The sequence below is a fragment of the Bacteroidota bacterium genome, from assembly GCA_016713925.1.
Taxonomy (GTDB): domain Bacteria; phylum Bacteroidota; class Bacteroidia; order AKYH767-A; family OLB10; genus JAJTFW01.
The window spans coordinates 641,323-662,551 of sequence record JADJOH010000008.1 but is presented as its reverse complement, the minus strand read 5'-3'; the positions used below and the strand labels follow the sequence as shown (position 1 = coordinate 662,551).

Genomic DNA, 21,229 nt, shown 5'->3' with positions numbered 1-21,229 from the left:
CCAGCCTCCGGCTACCGGCTTTCGGATGCGGGGCAAGCTATAAGCTGGAGGCTGGTAGCTGGTAGCCGGTAGCCGGTAGCCGGTAGCAAGTCAATTTATTCGAAAAGCACTTTCAGATAAAAACGGGGATCTTTTAACCGTCCGCGCAAATCCAGGTCTTCGAACATACAGGAAATGGTTTCACGTAATGTTTTACTTCTTGCGGCCTTATTGACAACGAGATTAAACAGCCAGGGATATTTAACGAGCTCCTGCATTTTTTTGCTGAGGCTTAATTCCGGCCATAGGCGTTTATAGACCGACGCGTCGTATTGCTGTAGTTGCACTGCTGAATAATCGCCATTTACGGCAGCCACAGTTTCTGCTGCCTTAATTCCGCAAATCATCGCGTTACCGATACCTTCTCCGGTGAAGGGATCAATCAAAGAACCGGCATCTCCCAGCAACATAAAACCATCTCCGGACAAAGGTCTTTTCTTAGAACCCAACGGTAATCCATATCCGCGAATTTGTCCTTCCGGTTCTGCTCCCTCAAAGCGACGGCGAAGCGGTTCATATTCCCTGATGAGTTTCAGCATGGCCTCCTTCAGATTCACTTTCTTTTCACCGGCCACATCGCTCCTCATACCCACCCCAACATTCGCATAACCATTGGGAAGAGGAAAAATCCAGAAATAACCCGGTAAAAAATCTTTCACAAAATGAAGTTCAATAAAACCATTTGGATCTAAATCTTTCACCCCTTTATAATACGCACGAAGACCTGCACAATAATGCTCCTCTTCCATCACAATACCACCTACCTCCTTTGCAAAGCGGGAATGAGCTCCGTCCGCCGCAATAACAAGGGGAGTCCGTATGATTATCTTTTCATCTTTATCACTCAGCAACCAATCCTTACCTTCTCTCCGGAACTTTTCAATCCGGAGTCCTGTTTTGGTTGTCACCCCTTGAGCACCGGCAGCCTTCTCAAATAACCAATTATCAAAATCATATCGGCGCGCAATATAACCGGGAGGATTGGCCGGATCTTCTTCTCTCCGGAAAGGTACTTTGAGTTCCTTACCATTGGGAGCTACAAAAATAACTCCATGAGAACCGATGGTAATTTGCTGTTCTCCAAGCTCTTGCACTAAGGCGGGATCTATTCTCCGAAGGCTGAGGACAACCTTCCCGCTCAACGCATCACCACAAACCTTATCCCGGGGAAACTCTGCCTGATCGATAAGTAACGATGGAATTCCTCTTTTTGAGAGCGCTAAGGCGGTAGCAGATCCTGCAGGACCGGCGCCAATGATGGTAATCGGAGAGTATTCCACAGGCGAAAAATAGCATATACGGAGGAGTTTAAACATCGAAAAAGACTATTAAATACTGTTTAAATACATATCTCTGCCTTTGAAAATTCATAATGAATGGGTTACTTTGAAAAATATTATTACTTTTTTATTTACACCCAACGACCAAAACAAGTTTTAATCCTATAAATTATGAACAACCTACAACGTGTAGTGAAACGCTACGCATGGCTATTCCTCTCTTTATTCTTCATGAACTCCACTCAGGCGAGTCACCTCATGGGTGGGAATTTAAGCTATGAATACCTTGGATTGAATGGCAGTACCGGGAATTATGATTACAGAGTAACATTAAATATTTATCGGCTTTGCGATCCCGGAAGTTCACAGTTGCCGGGAACAATGTTGCTGGGTGCTTATCAGGACAATCCGGGAAATCCGGGAGGAAATAAAATTCTGCTTTCAGATATTTCTATGCCACTCATCAGTCAGCAATTTATTACCCCGCCCAATGCCAATGACTCCTGCACATTTCTACCCAGTGTTTGTGTCGAAGAAGGAATCTATCAGGGAATAATCAGCGTACCTTCCAATTCAACAGGCTACTATTTTATTGCTGACAGATGTTGTAGAAATAATAATATTGCCAACCTTGATAATCCGGGTGGAACAGGGCAAGCGTATTATGCGCAGGTTCCTCCTCCCACGATTGTAAATAATGCACCAACTTTTGCCGTGGCTCCGGTTCCTTTTTTATGTTCAGGAGATACAGTGAGTGTATTAAATCAAGCTTTCGATGCAGATGGTGATTTGTTGATTTATAATTTTGTCACACCCTATGGTGGTATTTCGAATAATGCAAATCCAAATCCCGGACCTCCTGTCAGCTATACCTGGCCCATACCCGACGTCACTTATGCTTTTGGATACAGTGCTGCGAGTCCATTTGGAGCTGGTGGCTATATCAATATTGATACAACTACAGGACTTGCTTCTTATGTTGCACCCAATCAGGGATTTTATGTAGTAGCAGTTGAAATTAAAGAATACAGAAACGGCGTTTTAATTGGGATTACAAGAAGGGATATTCAACTCATTATTATCAACTGCCCTGTTAATCCTGCGCCTAATCTGGCTCCGGGAAGCACTACCACTAGCTATACCATTCAGGAAGGAGAGACTCTCTGTTTCAATGTTGCTTTTAATGATGCAAACGGAGATAGTTTATTTCTAAGCAGAAACGGAGATATTTTTAATCCACTCATTACTGTGCCAACTGCTACACTGAGTACAACATCCGGAATTGGAAGTCTTTCCAGTCAGTTTTGCTGGAGCACTTCATGTGATCAGGGAAGAACCACGCCTTACCAATTCAGTGCAGTAGTGGTAGACAATGGATGTCCTGCCAAAACAACAAATATTGTTTACACCATCAATGTCACCCCGGCTCAACAACCCGCTATCATCAACGGACCTGACACACTATGTCTGAATGCAGCTAACGGTATCGGCTATACGGTAAGTACAACTGCAGGCTATACTTATAACTGGCTTATCACAAACGGGAGTCAGTCAAGCGGTGGCACCACAGGATCAATAGGTGTTAATTTTACAAATAATGGAACAGCAACAGTATCTGTCATCGCTGTTAATCCTTTCGGATGTCCGGCCGATACAGTAAGTAAAACCGTTTTTATCCGAAATCTTCCCGCAGCTGTTGCCGGAAATGATATCTCCTTTTGCTCCGGAGGAAGCGCAGTATTAGGAGGTCCTTCAACGGCAGGAGTAACTTATTCCTGGAGTCCTTCGACCGGATTAAATAACGCGACTATTTCGAATCCAACAGTCACCGTAACTAACGGTACAGGGTCACCGCAATCTACTACGTACATTTTGACTACCACCTTGAATGGTTGTATAAATTCTGATACTGTTGTCGTGACCACTAACCCCTTCCCGGTTGCGAATGCCGGAAATAATGTATCCATTTGTTCCGGAAGTAGTGCTCCGGTTGGCTCATTGCCCACTGCGGGATTTACGTACTCCTGGTTTCCATCAACAGGGATCAGTAATCCGGGTATCGCGAACCCTGTTATCACACTTACTACATCCAACTCCACTCCGGATACGTTATTCTATGCTGTAATTGTTCAAAATAGTTTTGGTTGCAATGACAGTGATACCGTGCAGATAATCGTTCGACCAATACCTACTGCCAATGCGGGTAATGATATCAGTTTTTGTTCAGGCGCTTCGGGTACGATAGGAACATCAGCAACGGCCAACTATGCTTATAGCTGGAATCCGGCAACAGGGTTGGGCAATAGTACCGGCAGCAATACATCAGTGAGTCTTACCACATCTTTAACCACTAATGATACTGTACCCTACATTATTACGACAACATTGTTTGGGTGTATTGACCGAGATACGGTTAACGTCATTGTCAGACCTATCCCAACAGCCAATGCCGGGAGTAATCAATTGCTATGCTCGGGAAATACATTAAATCTGGGCACTTCCTCTACTTCCGGTTATAATTACAGCTGGACACCTTCCACAGGTTTAAGCAATACCACGATTTCTAATCCCACGCTTAATTTAAATATTGATTCAACGGCGACTGATCCGGACACCTTATTTTATGTAGTAGTGACTACTTTGAATGGCTGTACAAATCGAGACACGGTTCAAATAATTTTGAGTCCGGTACCGGTGGCTGCTGCAGGAAATGATGTGACCTTTTGTTCCGGGCAATCTGTAGTTGTCGGGACTTCATCTGTAACCGGGTATGCCTATTCCTGGTTACCTGTTACGGGAATCAGCAATACAACAAGTGCTCAACCCAACCTCTCTCTCATCAATACGGGCACCACATTTGACACCAGTACTTATGTAATGAGCGTGAACTGGTTTGGCTGCATCGACCGTGACACTATACAGGTTATTGTAAAGCCACTTCCTGTTTCACAAGCAGGAACAAATACAAGTTTATGCGACGGTGATACATTAACGTTAGGCACTTCGCCTACTGCCGGATATACATACAACTGGACGCCCGGCACAGGACTAAGCAGTACAACCTCCTCCGGTCCTTTAGTAACTGTTTCCAATCCGGGTCCGGGCATTCTCACTTTAACCTATACCGTAAACACTTTTTGGAACGGATGTACTAGCAGAGATAGTGTGACCCTCACTATCAACCCGCTTCCTGCTGTTGGAGCAACAGCTTCTTCCAATCCAATTTGTGCGGGCACCGGTACAACACTAACTGCAAGTGGAGCCGGTACGTATAACTGGGCAATCTCCACTGCTCCCGGAACCAGTATTGGAACCGGAAATACAATAACTGTGACACCTGTTGCCAGCACCACTTATCTGGTAACCGGAACGAGCAGCGCCAATTGCATCAACACTTCTTCGGTTACAGTAACCGTTATACCCTTGCCCACAGTTTCCATCACCGCTGTAAGTGATACCATATGCTCCGGTGATACCATAACACTCAATGCCGGTGGCGCGAGTACTTACACGTGGAGTACATCAGGGACAACCATTGGCTCCGGATCATCTGTCTCCGTCAGTCCATCGACGAACACCAGCTATATCCTTACAGGTACAGACGCCAACAATTGCAGCAATACCGATACCATTGATATTACTGTCAACCCGGCTGCAACTGTCAGTACAATCATTGGCTCTTTATCCCTCTGCCCGGGCGTAACAGGTGTTCAATACTGGGTGTTGAATCCAAATCCTAACAGCACCTACAACTGGAGCATTACTAATGGAATCATTCAAAGCGGACAAGGTAGCGATACTGTATCGGTAGATTGGGACAGCGCAGGTGTTGGATCAATCACCGTTGTGGAAATTACTGATCGCGGATGTTTATCTGATCCAATTGTATTAAATGTAAGTATCAACATCATTCTGACACCTGCTGCACCTTCAGGTCCTGCTACTTTATGTGCGAATCAGGCACAAGGGCAAGTCTATACCAGTCTGAATACTCCGGGCTCTGTTTACAATTGGTTTGCTAATGGCGGAAATATTATAAGCGGAAATGGTACAGGAATCGTAACAGTTGACTGGACCACACCGGGTCCCGCTACTGTTGCATTATGGTACGAGGAAACGAGTACAACTGTGGATACCGTTTGTTTTGGAATTTCGGATACCATTTATATCACCATTAACCCCGTTCCTGCAACAGGTGCAATTACCGGGAATACTTCCATCTGCGAAAGCGATACCGGTAACTTCAGTGTTACCAACACTTCCGGATCTACGTATCAATGGACCAATAGTGGCGGATCCATTTTAAGTGGCAACGGCTCTAACACTGTCAGTGCAAACTGGAACACATCAGGAACAACCATAATTACTGTGACGGAAACCAACAGTTTTGGCTGTACAGGAGCACCGGTCACCTACTCTCTCACCGTGAACCCGCTTCCCAATGCAAACGCGGGTAGCGATAACAGTATTTGTATAGGTGATTCCACACTGCTAAATGGATCAGGCGGCATCTCTTATCAATGGAGCCCGGCTACGGGGTTAAGCAATCCCGGCATAGCAAATCCAATTGCTATACCCTCTGCTACGACCACCTACACGGTGCTGGTAACGGATGGAAATGGATGTAAAAACACCGATACTGTTACTCTTTTCGTTAATCCATTACCGATAGTCTCTGCCGGTAGTGATGTTGATATTTGTATTGGCAGTTCCACCCAGTTAAATGCCACCGGAGGAAGTATTTATATCTGGAGCCCGAATACAGGACTTGACAATTCCTTTATTTCAACTCCTACTGCTAACCCGGTCACTACAATTACTTATACTGTTCTTGTAACTGACTCCAATGGCTGTAAAAACAGTGATCAGGTTCTCGTCACAGTCAACCCGCTTCCTACTGCACAAACAGGAGCAGATACAATAATATGTAACGGTAGTAGTATTGTATTGCAGGCATCAGGTGGTGTCTCCTATCAATGGTCACCGGCCACAGGGTTGAATAACCCCGCGATAGCCAATCCTATTGCCACTCCGGGTTCACCCACTACTTATACGGTTACGGTTACAGATATAAATGGATGCACGGATGAAGATGATCTGTTCATTTCCATCAATGATCAACCGGATGCATTATTTGAACTGGATACCACATTTACAAGATTTAATTGTGACGGTGTACGAATTAAAACGATCAACCTTAGTACAAATGCTCTGAATTATCAATGGAATTTTGGAGATGGAAATTCCAGCACAGCTTTTGAACCGGGGTACTTGTATCCCTTTGGTGCTAACATCAACATCACCCTAATTGCCAAGAATAACCAATGTGCAGACACACTTCTGTTGCCGGTGCAATTTGATGAACTTGAAGAATATCTGAAAGGGCTTCCTAATTCATTTAGTCCGAATGGAGATGATATCAATGAATGCTTTGATTTGAGAAAGAAATTGAATTTTACGGATTGCAGCACCTGGTACGTTTACAATCGCTGGGGGGAGATGGTTTTTAAGAGTACCGGGTCACAACATTGCTGGAATGGACGTAAGGATTCTGATGGTGAACTATGTCCTACCGGAACTTATTTTTATGTGTTAAAAATCGTAGACTCCTCCTTTAAAGGAAGTATTACCTTATTCAGGTAAAACACTCAGAAATGTATTTGAAAAAGGGCTCCGAAAAGGGCCCTTTTCTTTTATAACCTTTCTTCCTTTTCATCGTAAACAGGGAATGCTAAAATCAACTCCATGATTCATTTCTATCGCTTCTTAGCCCTGCTAGTACTGCTGCTTAACCAACCTGCTCATGGTCAGAATCAAGCGGTTATGTCACCATCATTTGATTCACTGAGTTTGGAGGAATTGATGAACATCAAGATCACGGTGGCCTCAATAAAAGAACTGACACCACGGCAATCGCCCGGAATCGTAACTTACATTACAGCTGAGGATATCCGAAATCAGGGAGCCCGCGACCTTATGGAAGTATTGCGTTTGGTACCCGGATTTGAATTTGGTGCCGATGTAGAGGGAATAGTTGGACTGGGAATAAGAGGGAATTGGGCACACGAGGGCAAGGTAGTTTTATTCATTGACGGCAGGGAGATGAACGAGAGTCTTTACTCCACACTCCAATTTGGCAATCATTATCCCGTCGAAAACGTTGAAAGGATAGAAATCATCAGAGGCCCGGGCTCCGCTTTGCATGGCGGATTTGCAGCTTATGCTGTCATAAATATTATCACACGCCATCCAAAAACGAAATTTGAAACATCAGCGACGGCCTATCAGAGCACCACTGCAAAAGATTTTGGAAGGAAAACTTTTAGTTTATATGGTGGCCATGCAGGAACTAAGGGTGCATTTTCAATAAAGTTCAATGGGTCCGAGTCACAAAGAAGTCATCAGAATTATAGTGATGTTTATGGTTCCTCCTATTCTATGCAGGGACAAAGTAATATCCGAAGTTACTTTCTCAATGCCGGTGGAAATATTGGGAATCTCTATGTTCGTCTTATCAGCGACAATTATCAGGTAAAGAGCAGAGATGAGTACATCGAAATTGGCGAAAGTGCTGAATGGATGAACTTCACAAGCAACGCTATTGAAACTAAATATGAATGGAAGAAAGGAAATAAGTTCAAGTTAATCCCCAGTATTCAAATTTCCCGGCAAAGCCCTTGGAGCACACCCACTTCCAAAGTAAACAGTTACAACGAACCCTTTCTGATTACTACCATTGGATATCAGGCTGCTTTAAATACTTCGTATGACTTTAACAAAGAATTGAATTTATCAGGAGGTATCACATGGAACAGAAACGAATCAACCAATGAACTGGAAGGTGAAATTTTTCAAACCACCGGAACCCATCAATTCACCAATGATAATCTTGCAGCCTATGGGCAGGTACTATATGCAGCAACATGGGCCAATATCATTACAGGCATACGTTTCAATCATAACAAGCGCTATGAAAACTCATTTGTGCCCCGCATTGGAATTACACGTGAATTTAACAAATTCCATTTAAAAGCACTATACAGCCGGGCATTCAGAGCCCCTAGTACACAAAACATAGATCTATCAACAAATATTCAACCGGAATACACCAACGTTTACGAATTGGAAGCGGGCATTAAACTGACCAGTGATATATACTTCACTTTAAATGCCTTCCACATCACAACCAATGATCCGATTGTTTACTACTTCGATACACTCTATAACAGTGATGCCTATACTAATTATAACTCTACCGGAACAAGTGGATTTGAATCCGTTATTCAGCTCAAGAAAAAATGGGGCGGAATTCAATTCAACTCGTCTTTCTATACCGCCAATAATGAAAATGGAGTGGATATTTACAGTGTACCCGGGCAGGAAGGCTATCATCCCGGACTGGCCAAATACAAAATCAACACTTCCTTCAACTATATGATTCATCCTGCCATTCAAATTGGCGGAAGTTATTCGTGGATATCACAAAGGTATGGAATCCATGCTGTTGATGAAACCAGCCAGGAGGCGATATATAAAACCTATCCCGGATTTCATCTTGTAAATACACATCTTGAATATCGTTTCATTAAAATCAAAGGCTTAAGCGCAAGGTTTAGTGTCCGGAATATTCTGGATCAGCAAGAGTGGTTTATCCAACCCTACAATAGCAATCACGCGCCTTTACCGGGCATGCAACGTGAATATCAACTACGCATTACCTACCAGAACTTCTAAAAAGTAATTCTTCCCGTGCAAACCACACCTCCAATTCGTTTCATTAGAAAAATAGCCTTTCTGCTGTTTTCTATGATCGTATTTTGTGGGGCCGGTATACCTTTTCAAAACAATAGTACCTCTGATGAAAATACACTCAAGGCGCTTTTCATCTATAACTTCACTAAACATATTGAATGGCCTACGCATATGCAGCAGCATTCAAAATTTACCATTGGTATTATTGGTAATTCGCCTGTCAAAGAAAAGCTGGAAGAAATTATGAAGGGCCGAAAAGTGTTCGACAGAACAGTTGAAATAAAAGTAATTCATGATTTATCTGAAATTACAAGCAGCCACATTCTTTTTATTCCCGCAAGCAACAGTGACAAAATAAATAAAATTCTAGACCAATATTCAGACAAAGGGCTACTCATTATTTCTGAGGGCAAAGGAATGATTGGAAAAGGATCCGGAATAAATATTATTGAAAAAGATAATCACTTAAGATTTGAACTTAACAACTCCGCTTTAAAAAAGCAGGGACTTAAGGTTTCAAACCACCTTATTAATCTTGCAAACAACAGCCGCTAAATAACTATGAAACAGCCAAGGTCCTTTAAAAAAATTGACAAGAAAATTTACATTGTATTTTTCGTGGTCATTGCTATTGCGATTGTAAATGCTGTGTTCAGCACGTACACGATAAAGAAAAGTCATAATATCACGAGCGAACTGGTAAACAATACCAATCCCTCCCTGAACTCCATATCGCGTTTCAATCTTCTCGTTACGCGCTCGAGAATGCTGGCTACGAACTGGGTGTATCTGCCAAACAACCAATCCGACAAAGACAGTCTTAAGCAGTTAAACAACTATTCCTATATCGAACTAAGAGGCCGGTTAAAAGGGCTAATGACACATTGGCAAGACACTGCACATGTCGCAAAAATGGATCGGATTTTCAAAGAATATGATATTCTGACCGGGTATCATTCACAAATCATGAGACAACTGATTACTTTTGAAGACTATCAGGATCCGGTAAAAAGATTTGCTGCAGAAGAAATTCTGGAAAGAGAAATAATACCCAGATCAGAAGTAATTACAGAAGAACTAAAAGAGATTCTGGCCGCAAGATCAGGTTTGGCGGCACAGCAACAAGATCAAATGTTGTACAGTTTCAACACGCTCATGGTCATCGTGCTTGGAATTGCGCTTTTAATTATCTGCTCCATTTTATTTGCCGGTTTTGTGATAAGCCGTTCTATTATTTTTCCTATCCTGCAGGTACGAAGTATAATTATGCAAATGGGCAAAGGAGAATTACCTGAGCTCAAGATGAAATTTCCATCCAATGCAGTAGGTGAAATGATGCAGGCTTTACGATTTATGGTAGACGGATTTCGTCACACGTCAACCTTTGTGGAAGAAATCGGCAAAGGCAATTTTGATCAACCGTACAAGCCACTAAGCTCGAATGATGTTCAGGGTCACGCGCTCCTGCACATGCGCAATCAATTGAAGGAAGCCTCCGAAATTGAAATGCGAAGAGCATGGATGGCAGAAGGGCTTGCAGAGTTAAATGAAATCATGCGTGCAGGTACGGGTGATTTTAACGAGTTATTGGATAAAATTATTGAAAACATTGTTGATCGGCTGGAAGTGCAACAAGCGGCCATTTTCCTGCTTCACAATGATGATTTAAATGATCTTCATATTCAGCTGGGCTCCTATTTTGCGTTGAACAACAAAATCATAAACAGTAAAAGGTATGAACTTAAAGAAGGTTTGATAGGACAGGCGATCGCTTCAAATAAAACCATTTGTCTTTCTGATATTCACGACCCTTATTTCACCATAGATACAGGTATCACTGAATCTTCCTCCTGCAATATTATCATTATACCCCTTGCGACCAGCGGAAAAGTAGTAGGCGCGATTGAAATTGCTTCAATAAATCCATTTACAACAGAGAAGAAAGAACTTCTGGAAAAGATGGCTGAGCCCATAGCAGCAAGTTTGTTCAGTCTCCGAGCTAATCTTATCACCAGTCAGCTACTTGAAGAATCACGCAAGCAAGCAGAAGAGTTGGTATATCAGGAACAGGAGTTAAGAAAAATTAATGACGAACTGACTAAACAATCTCAACTCCTTCGTCAGTCCGAAGAAGAATTGAAGTCTCAACAGGAGGAGCTGAAAGAGGTTAATAACCAACTTCAGGAAAAAGCGCAGCTCCTTCAACAACAAAATGTAGAAATTGAAGATGCGAGATTAAGTCTTGTGTTTAAAGCAGAACAACTTGAACAAAGTAATAAATACAAGTCGGCATTTCTGGCAAATATGAGTCACGAATTGCGTACTCCTCTTAACAGTATTCTCATTCTTGCCAAATTATTGTCTGATAATAAAAAGAAAAACCTGGATGAGAAACAAATTGAACATGCTCAAATCATACATAAATCCGGAAACGATCTACTCAACCTGATCAATGATATCCTTGACCTTTCAAAAATTGAAGCAGGTAAAATAGAATTTGAGAATGAAAAGCTGGTATTAAAAAATCTTGCAACAGATATTCACTTACTTTTCAGAGATTATGCCGAAGACAAGCGGATCAATTTCAATGTTTCAGAAACGGATGAAAGGCTATGCGTTTACACAGATCGGGTAAGATTAGAGCAAGTGGTGAAAAACCTTCTTTCCAATGCCTTTAAATTCACTCCTGAAAATGGTACTGTTGATTTCAAAATTGATTATGCGCCTTCCGATACGATATTCAAAGAAAAAACGTTGCTTCAATCGGATAAGGTGATAAGCATTTCTGTTAAAGATTCCGGAATTGGAATTCCTGAGGATAAGCAAAAACAAGTTTTTGAAGCCTTTCAGCAAGCAGATGGATCGACAAGCAGAAGATTTGGTGGAACCGGATTAGGATTAGCCATCTGCCGTGAACTTGTCAATCTGATGGGTGGTGAAATTACTCTTGAAAGCATAGAAGGCGCGGGCAGCAAATTCACCATCTTTCTCCCTGTGGCAGACAATGAAAACTCAGCCAATTTTATCGATACACATTCAAATACAACTATTGTAAATGACTCCCGAAACGAAGCAGTGTCCCTTGTAAAAGATAACAATTTATACAATGAAGATGAAATTCGGGATGACCGCAATAATTTACAACAGGGCGATAAAACAATATTGATCATTGAAGACGATTATGTTTTTGCACGCATGTTTATGAATCAATGTCATCGATTCAATTATAAAGCCGTCATTGCGCTCCAGGGCGAACAGGGACTCACTTATGCACAACGCTATAAACCCTTTGCCATCATTCTTGATCTAAGACTTCCGGTAATGGATGGATGGACAGTCCTCAAAAGTCTCAAAGAAAATGAACAACTAAAGCATATTCCCGTTCACATTATTTCTTCAGTAGATAAACGACAATTGGGTCTTGACATGGGCGCAAGTAGTTACCTGAGTAAGCCTGCGGGTAAACAAGAAATGGAAGATCTTATTATCGGCATTGACCCCTTAATAAAACCAGTCAAAAAATTACTGTTCCTGGGAGGCAAAAACGAAGAAATCGAGAAGATCATTAAGAAACTTAAGGAGAGAGAAAAAGAAGTTGAAATTAAAAATGCCATTTCGATTGAAGAATGTGCAGAACTCGCCAAGAACAATTATTATTCGGGTTTCATCATCGGAACAGGAATCACTGATTCCAACTGGCTGGATAAAACCAAACATCTTGAAAGTTTGAAAAACATACCCACCCTTGTTTTTGAAAATGATGACACATCCCTATTTGATGAGGTGGAAGCATTAGTGACGTTAGATCCGAATAAAGAAAAAGAAAAACTACTTGACAATGCTAAGTCATTTCTCCATCAAGTCGAAAATGGGAGCATCAAATATTCCGAGGTAAAAGAGCGCATGGAGAATATGCTTCTGGGAAAAGTTGTACTTATCGCCGATGACGATATGCGAAACATCTATTCTCTGACTAACATACTGGAACAAGAAGGTATTCAGGTTCTTTGTGCATATGACGGGGAGCAAGCGATAGCACTTCTAAAGGAAAACAACAATATCGACATGGTCCTTATGGATATCATGATGCCCAATATGAATGGTTATGAAGCGACAAGGGAAATCCGCAAAAATCCGGAATGGGAACATTTACCCGTGATTGCTGTCACTGCAAAAGCCATGACGGGAGATCGCGAAAAATGTATGGAATCCGGCGCATCTGACTATCTGACCAAGCCCATACAGGTAGATCAACTGATCTCGCTGATGAAAGTTTGGTTGTATAAATAATGCTGTATTTTAATGGAAAAAAATTATAGAAGCAGGTTTGTACAAAATGGAAAGAAGGTGCTCCAACACTGAAATTCCCTTCGATAGGTAAAGGTCAATCCGTTTGGAAAATACGACCGCTATGTCCTCCCTAATAATAGTTATTCTGTAATAATTCTTCAAAATGAAGACTTATAAACAGAACAATTTCAAAAACTAAAAGTACAAAGTTCCGTTCGGGAGAACGAATATATGGATAATAAGATCAGGATATTATTAGTTGATGACAGACCGGAAAATTTGCTGACACTTGAAAGCATACTTGCAGAAGATCACCGCCACTTTCTTTCAGCGACCAGTGGTGCAGAAGCACTTTTAATGACAGAACTGGAAGATTTCGATCTGATTCTGTTGGATTACCGATTGGATGATATGAATGGAATAGATGTAGCAAAAGCACTGCGATTAAAGCCTAAAACTTCCCATATTCCCATTTTACTCGTTACCGCCTTATCGAAAAGAGAAAGTCCACACCTGGAAGATTTTGAAGCCGGCACTATTGAAATCATTTACAAACCGCTTGACATTGAATTAACCCGAAATAAAACCAGTTTCTACGAAGAAAAATCTTTATCCCGAAAGAATGAAATGGTGTCTAAGAACCAGATGAAATAAGTTTTAAACCTTATCTGTCAAGATATTACGGCCTTCCTGTTCATCCGGAAGGCTTTTTTTTTACTTTTATAGTGAACTGTGAAACATGCTATGAAAAAATATCTTTTAATCTTTCTACTCTTAACGACCATCATTGGAAACCTTTCTGCTCAGGAAGATCACTTTTTGTCTCCTGCGGAGAGAGCTTTAATGCCCGGGTATATATCCACGCGCTCCGGTGAATCCACTGCTGCCGTTACTCCTCCCTCGAGTCCGGTGCGGACTATTGCGGAATGGGAAGAATTACAGGCATTAGTAGTAGGATGGAAATCTTATCCAACCATCTTAAGACAGATTGTTGCTGCGGCAAAGGCAGAAACAAGGGTTATAATCGTTTATGCTACACCGGATAATCCTACTTCCCTCACGAGTTATCTTGCTTCCGGAGGTGTTGACACTATAAATGTCACTTTTCTCGCGGCTCCGGTTAACTCTGTTTGGGCACGCGACTATGGCCCCGAGTGCTTACACAAACGACGTAGACTCCTTGATCACCATTGACTGGATATATAACCGACCGCGTCCTTCGGATGATGCTGTTCCTGTTGCCGTATCTAATTATATTGGAACCCCACTTTATCAAACCACAACGGCTCCATGGAATCTTGTTCATACAGGCGGTAATTTCATGACCGATGGATTCGGTACAGGGTTTTCATCAGAGTTAGTGCTGGAAGAAAACTCCAGTGCCGGTGGTTTTGGAATTAACCATACCCCGGCGGAGGTAGATACGATCATGAAGCAATTCATGGGGATCAACCGTTACATTATTATGGATAAGCTGCCTTATGATGTCATTCATCATATTGATATGCACATGAAGTTGCTCGATGAGGAAACCTTGCTGGTGGGTGAATATCCACCCGGAGTGGCTGATGGACCACAGATCGAAGCCAATCTTCAATTTGTACTTGCTAATTACAACTCGGTCTATGGTACACCATATAAAGTGATTCGTATACCTATGCCGGATGATAACAATCTATATCCTAATAATGGCGGGGATTATTTCACGTATACGAACTCCTCCTTTATTAATAAAACGGTTATCCTTCCAGTTTACGGCATTTCTGAAGATACAACGGCGGTCAGGATTTACGAAGAAAGTCTTCCGGGATACACCATTGTACCTATTAATTGCATCTCCATGATCGGAGCATTAGGGGCTTTACACTGCATCACGAAAGAAGTAGGTACCAACGACCCGCTGTTGATCAGCCATCAGGCATTACCCAATACAACGGATACGCTTAACAGTTATACTGTCTCCGCACGTATTCAGCATCGCAGTGGAATCTCAACTGCTACACTCTACTGGCGTACAGACACGCTTCAGCCCTGGCAATCGGTGAGCATGAATCCCGCTGGAACATTCATGTGGGACGGAGCAATTCCGGCACAGACAGTTGGAACTAAAGTATACTATTATATAGGTGCGACTGCCGTAAGTGGTAAAACACAAGTTCGACCCTTGCCTGCCCCCGCGGGTAACTGGAGGTTTGAAGTGACAGGTACTACGTCCCTGACAGAAAACAATGGTTCCGGAATGAAGATCGATGTATTCCCAAATCCTTGTCGTGGCATCACCTGCATCTCCATTGAAAACAAACCTTTATCCTCGGCGGATATCATGCTATGCGATGCTACCGGAAGAATGGTGCAGCTCATTTCCACAGGCGCATTAAAAAAAGAAAGCAATAAATTCTTCTTCGATGCATCTCAACTTGCTGCCGGTGTATATTTCATTCGCATCCGGACGGAGCATACACTGGATTACAGAAAAATAGTTGTTCAACACTAACCTGTTAAACGAGTGATACATTATCTTCAGGAAAAACCTCGTGTCTTTCTGGTCATCACTCTGGCATTAAATATTATTTTACATCTTCCCTTCATTCACCTTCCGCCGTGCAGTATTCATGTATGGAGGCAATGCAATACGCTGGCAGTAGCCCGAAATTTTCATGAAGAAGATGATGACATACTAAAGCCCCGTGTTGACAGGAGATTCGATACAGACGGGGTGACCGGCATGCAATTTCCTGCCTATGAATGGCTCCTTTCAAAAATATATTTCATCACAGGAGAACATTATTATGTCCATCGATTATTTTCATTGCTCCTGACCACAGCGGGCCTCCTTGCCGCAGCCGGATTCTTTCGCTTATTAACCGGAAACGCTTTCTTTGGCGCCGTAGCCGCATGGGTCATCTGCTGGTCGCCCGAGTTATTTTACCATGGCATAAACGCTTTACCGGATATACTTGCATTTTCTGCTGCTTTTGCTGCACTCTATTTTACTTATAAATGGATCAACAGACCGCAGCATGTTTCACTTCTTCTTGCATTTTTATTCATCACACTTGCAGGTCTTGTTAAAATACAATATGGACTCTTTGGTATATTCATGGCTGTGAGTCTTTTTATAAAAAGTAGAAATCAGCTGACTTCTTCTACCTCCATCTTGAAACATTGGTTATTGCCCGGAATTTTATCCACCACCCTAATTTGCGGATGGTATATTTATGCGAACCGGCTAATTGAATTATCCGGATTACATGACTATGTCATTAACATTCGGCCCATCACGGATCCTGAAATAATTTACGCTACCATAAAGAGAAATGTAATCAGTGATTTTCCGGAACTCTTGCTAAACTACTCCAATTTCATTTTTTTCATGCTTGGAAGCGTATTACTCCTTCGTGCAACATCTTTAAGACGATTCTATGCTTCTCCTTTTTTTGTGGCAGGTCTTGCCTTCCTGGTCTGGTATTTTATGATGCTGGAACAAATGCGTGTTCATCAATACTATCTTCTCCCGGCATTATTAATTACGACGTTCATCATTCTTAAAGGCATCCGCTTTTGCCTTGAACGTAAATACCATTTGATTGCATGGGCACTTCTCATGATTCAACCGGCACTGGCATCCATTCGTATTATGCCCGCACGTTGGATGAAAGCAGATTTAGGTATACCGGCACAATTTGCAGACCAAAAGCAATTGCAGCTACTCATAAAAGAAGTTCCTTCTGAAGATCTCGTCATCACCGGACCGGATAATTCAGGTTGCATCTGGCTGTACTTCCTACACAAGAAGGGGTTTTCCTTTGGAAACAGCAAAGAATTCTTTGAGAAAGAAAACAATGGAGCAACAGCCTATAAAGAAGCACTCAAGCGAGGAGGGAAATGGTTGTATATCCGAAAGGGAGAAATCATCGATCCAACTCAGCCACCGTCAGGGATAACACTACAAAAAAGTATCGGAGACTTTGAAATTTACAAGGTCATCCAATAAGTACATGTCACCCTAAAGCCACAAAGTGCCGGATACTTTTCAATAAGCTGTTTTTACTTTTCAGCAATCATCAAAGTTTTATGATTCGCTTTGTTGTTGTTTGATCCTGTGAAACAAAGGTCACCAAATACACTCCAGCAGCCAATCCACTGATAGAATATCGATCCGTAGAAATTTTATCTACAGCTACTGTTATATAACGACCTTGCATATCCGTACATTCCACGCGAACATCTCCTATAGGAGCTCCGGTAAAATCAATGGTAAAATTACCGAATGAAGGATTTGGATAAATCAATACATCATTCAGACTAAAGCTTTCTTGTAAGGTTCCATCTCCCCGACAAGGCACAGTCACAATAACTCCTGAGGATTCCTTTAAACAACCAAACTTACTGGTGACACCTACTTTATAGGTGCCGGCCGTCTTTGCAGCGTAGAATGAACTTATCGCATTTGCGATTTTATTCGCTCCCTTCTTCCAGTAATAAGTATATCCCGATCCGGTATTGGCCTGCAAGGTTACACTATCGCCGGAACAAAACGAGAGCGGACCTGAAGGAGTAATCACCGCCGCCGGCTTCGATTTAACTGTAAGAGCAATAGCGGATGAGGTTGCCGACGCACATGCATTTGTAACGACTACCGAATATGAACCATTAGCTGTCGCACCATAAACGGAATCGGTGGCACCTGCAATATTGGCATTGTTCTTTTTCCATTGATAAGAAAAACCGGCTGTGGATGGCGCTTTCAACGTGAGTGATTCTCCGCTACAAATCTGAGGATAACCACTGGAGGTTATTGTAGCTACCGGTCCGGAAGACGCCGTTAATACCAACGGAGAGCTGGTGGCCGAACATCCTCCCGATGTAACTCTTACCGAATAAGAGCCTGCTGAGGTAGCGGCATAAGAAGACTGGGTAGCACCATTGATTAAACTGCCTTTATACCATTGATAGGATGCACCTGCAACCGGAGATGCATTCAATGTAACTGACAAAGGAGTACAAATTATTGTAGATGCAGGAGGTTGAATAGTTGCAACAGGTAAAGGATTCACAGTTAAAGAAACTGCATTACTCACCACTGAGCTACAGGCATTGGTAACCTGGCAAGTATAGGAACCCTGAAGACTTGCACTATATGATGGAGAGGTGGCCCCACTAATCGCAGTCCCATTTCTTCTCCACTGATAAGAATAAACACCCGTCAATGAAGGGCTGCAACTCACATTGGAGGTACTTCCGGAACAAATTGCTGCACTTTGAATAGATGCCACAGCAGTTGGAATACCAATACTAATATTTATAGTATTGGTAAATTTACTTCCACAGGCAGGGTTAGTCACATAACATTTATATACACCTGTTACGTTTGCTGTAAATGTAGCCGATGGTCCCGAACTTAATATCGAATTTCCGAGATACCAGGAATAATTGATACCGGGACCTACAGGTGTTGCAGAAAGCTGGACTCCTCCCGCACAGCTGGAAGCGCCTCCCGGAGCAGATATCCCGGGCGCCGTTGTATTAAGCGTTACTTGTAGGGGATCGGTGGTAAGAAATGTCATGCAATTATCATCATAATAATTTACTTCATAGTACCCGCTCTGCGTTGCAGTAAGTTGAGAAGACGTAGCTCCGGCGAGAGGACTACCATTCCAATACCATTGATAAGGTCCGGAAGAAAAAGAAGGTGCATATAATTCGACGGATGAGCCCACTCCGCAACCATTTACAAGTGTGAAATACTCAATGACACTTCCTCCGGATGTACCTCCGGGATACACATAGAAAGGAATTGTTGTTGTACTTCCACAAGCTGTGGTCACGGTACAAGTATAATCACCAGGTGGATAAGGTGGATAAACGATATTACTACTTCCTGAATTATATAAAACATTATCCACATACCAGCTATAGGTTGCACCTGAATAGGGTTGTACACTTAATGTGCCAGGGGAACTAAAACAACCACCTGATCCAGAAAAACAAGACCATGAATCACAAGATATACTTACAGGAGGAATAGTAGTGGTGTTTATTACTACAGGGGTTGAAACAGAAGTTCCGCACGTATTGCTGGCAGTGACAGTATACGAACCTGACTGGGTAGGCATATACGAACTATTTGTTGCACCAGAAATGGGGTTAGTGTTCAGATTCCACTGATATGCTGTGAAACCAGTAGGCGTCGTTAAACTCACCGTTTGCCCAACGGCAGCACAAAACGAAGTGGGGCCGGAAGCTGTTATAGTGGCGAGTGGCTGAGGTGTAACATTGACGGAGACCATCCCTGTTGTACGCATTCCATTATTGTTCCACATTGTACAGAAATAATGTCCGCTGGATGTGACCACCAATGAATCATTATTAACATTCATATATGTTAGTTGATTTGTAAGCGTTTTACCCCAGCTATACCGGGTATAACCGGAAGGCACTTTTAATATAACACTTCCGCCGGCACAGAAAGCAAGCGGCCCTGAAGCAGTAATGGAAGGGGCAGGTGTCGTATAGCCTACGCCGTTAGAATCTAGTTTTGCAATAAAAATATCGGAATTATTTTCTCTCAAATAACTACTACCGGTCAGCAATAATCTTGCGCCGCTAATGACCCTTAATCTGACGGGCTCTGAAAAAGCGGCGTAAGATTGTCCACCCGGGTACTGGAATGCTTTATTCAATGTCTCTGTACCTGCCTGATCAAATTTCTTTAAGACGATCCTTGATCCGAAATTGCTATAAGACAGCAAGACATAATAACTGCCATTTTTTCCTGCGCCTACATCTACTCCTCCGTCAGAAAGCAGGCTCGTCCATTTTAAATAAACTGTACTACCATTTGCGTTTAATCTCAGATGAAATGTACTCGTATAATTTCCCAATCCATCCCAGCCATATCCGGTCATCACTAAATTTTGATCTGACAATTCAGCAATTCCTCGCACTGCAGGAATTAAACTGAATCCACTATTGGCATATATATTGAATTTCTTTGTCCAAATGGTATCGCCGGCTAAAGTGAACTTCACAACATACGCATTGAATCCCGTAAAACTGGCCGTTCTGCCAGCCACTACCATATTGCCATCTGCTGTAAAAGTCAGGGTGTTTGCTTCTTCATCGGCGCTATAACCATGGGTTTTATTTTGAATACTATTTCCTGCAGTGTCGGTTTTCAAAAACCATATGTCTTTTGCTCCGGCTCCGGCACTTGCAGTATAACCTGTCATGTATAGTCTGTTTCCACGGTATCCGATATCGGTAATTTCATCTGCACCGGCCCCGCCGAAAGTTTTCGTCCATAAAGCCACGCCATTCGCATCCAGCTTCACCAGCATTCCATCTTTTAAACTTCCTGCTGTCTTGTAACCGGCAGCATAAATTTCATCATTGGGGCCAATAGTCACGGCTTTTGCGGCATCTTCACCGCTACCGCCAAAATATTTTATCCAGAGCAGGCTTCCGTTTGATGTGGTTTTCATCACGAACATATCATTCAACCCGGCTCCATAAGAAGTAGATTGACCAACCGTGACAATTGACCCATCGGATAATTCGGCAATATCATTGCCCAGCTCATTGCCGGGTAAATTGTAACTGTTTTCGAACTTTTGAGCCAGGATCGGATTAAATAATGCAGCCAGACAAATAGCAATAGGTAGTAAAAAGTTCTTCATGATGGTGGTTTTAGGTTAACCAAATGTAGGAGAAATTTCCAGATGCACAACTATAACTCTATGAATTTCCGTTAATACAGTATTTTTTTGGGTAAAAAAGGATATAAAAAGTTAAACCTGCCAACCCCAATATTAGCCCACTCTCATTATTCCATTTTCTCCGCGTATTTTCAAACACCATGTATCGCG

10 protein-coding genes are annotated in these 21,229 nt (G+C 42.3%); 8 read left to right on the top strand and 2 right to left on the bottom strand.

The annotated features are described in order from the left end of the window. Positions 1–95 precede the first annotated feature (95 nt). Positions 96–1,355, bottom strand: coding sequence for a geranylgeranyl reductase family protein (locus tag IPJ86_16860; protein MBK7888893.1), 1,260 nt, complete (start codon positions 1,353–1,355; stop codon positions 96–98). Positions 1,356–1,490: 135 nt separating this feature from the next. Here IPJ86_16860 and IPJ86_16855 point away from each other — a divergent pair, with 135 nt between their 5' ends. The 8 genes from IPJ86_16855 (at position 1,491) to IPJ86_16820 (ending at position 17,355) form a co-directional block, all read left to right on the top strand. After that, positions 1,491–6,962, top strand: a complete 5,472-nt coding sequence (locus tag IPJ86_16855; protein MBK7888892.1) for a gliding motility-associated C-terminal domain-containing protein — start codon at positions 1,491–1,493, stop codon at positions 6,960–6,962. Positions 6,963–7,064: 102 nt separating this feature from the next. Further along, on the top strand, positions 7,065–9,053 hold the full coding sequence (locus IPJ86_16850) for a TonB-dependent receptor plug domain-containing protein (protein MBK7888891.1): 1,989 nt from the start codon (positions 7,065–7,067) through the stop codon (positions 9,051–9,053). Between the two features lie 15 nt (positions 9,054–9,068). After that, complete coding sequence (locus IPJ86_16845) at positions 9,069–9,626, top strand: YfiR family protein (protein MBK7888890.1); 558 nt, start codon at positions 9,069–9,071, stop codon at positions 9,624–9,626. Positions 9,627–9,632: 6 nt separating this feature from the next. Further along, the gene (locus IPJ86_16840; protein MBK7888889.1) at positions 9,633–13,361 is read left to right on the top strand and encodes a response regulator; all 3,729 of its coding nucleotides are present in this window, start codon (positions 9,633–9,635) and stop codon (positions 13,359–13,361) included. Positions 13,362–13,592: 231 nt separating this feature from the next. Continuing rightward, positions 13,593–14,015, top strand: a complete 423-nt coding sequence (locus IPJ86_16835; GenBank protein ID MBK7888888.1) for a response regulator — start codon at positions 13,593–13,595, stop codon at positions 14,013–14,015. Between the two features lie 90 nt (positions 14,016–14,105). Next, positions 14,106–14,555, top strand: a complete 450-nt coding sequence (locus IPJ86_16830; GenBank protein ID MBK7888887.1) for an agmatine deiminase family protein — start codon at positions 14,106–14,108, stop codon at positions 14,553–14,555. Further along, positions 14,542–15,855: an agmatine deiminase family protein gene (locus tag IPJ86_16825; GenBank protein MBK7888886.1), complete on the top strand. Its 1,314-nt coding sequence runs from the start codon at positions 14,542–14,544 to the stop codon at positions 15,853–15,855. The genes IPJ86_16830 and IPJ86_16825 overlap by 14 nt, the downstream gene beginning before the upstream one ends. A gap of 12 nt (positions 15,856–15,867) precedes the next feature. After that, on the top strand, positions 15,868–17,355 hold the full coding sequence (locus IPJ86_16820) for a glycosyltransferase family 39 protein (protein ID MBK7888885.1): 1,488 nt from the start codon (positions 15,868–15,870) through the stop codon (positions 17,353–17,355). A gap of 70 nt (positions 17,356–17,425) precedes the next feature. On the opposite strand, the gene IPJ86_16815 is transcribed toward IPJ86_16820, so the two are convergent. Then, positions 17,426–21,040 carry a T9SS type A sorting domain-containing protein gene (locus tag IPJ86_16815; protein ID MBK7888884.1) on the bottom strand — a complete coding sequence of 1,205 codons (3,615 nt, stop codon included), beginning with the start codon at positions 21,038–21,040 and terminating at the stop codon, positions 17,426–17,428. Between the last annotated feature and the right edge of the window lie 189 nt (positions 21,041–21,229).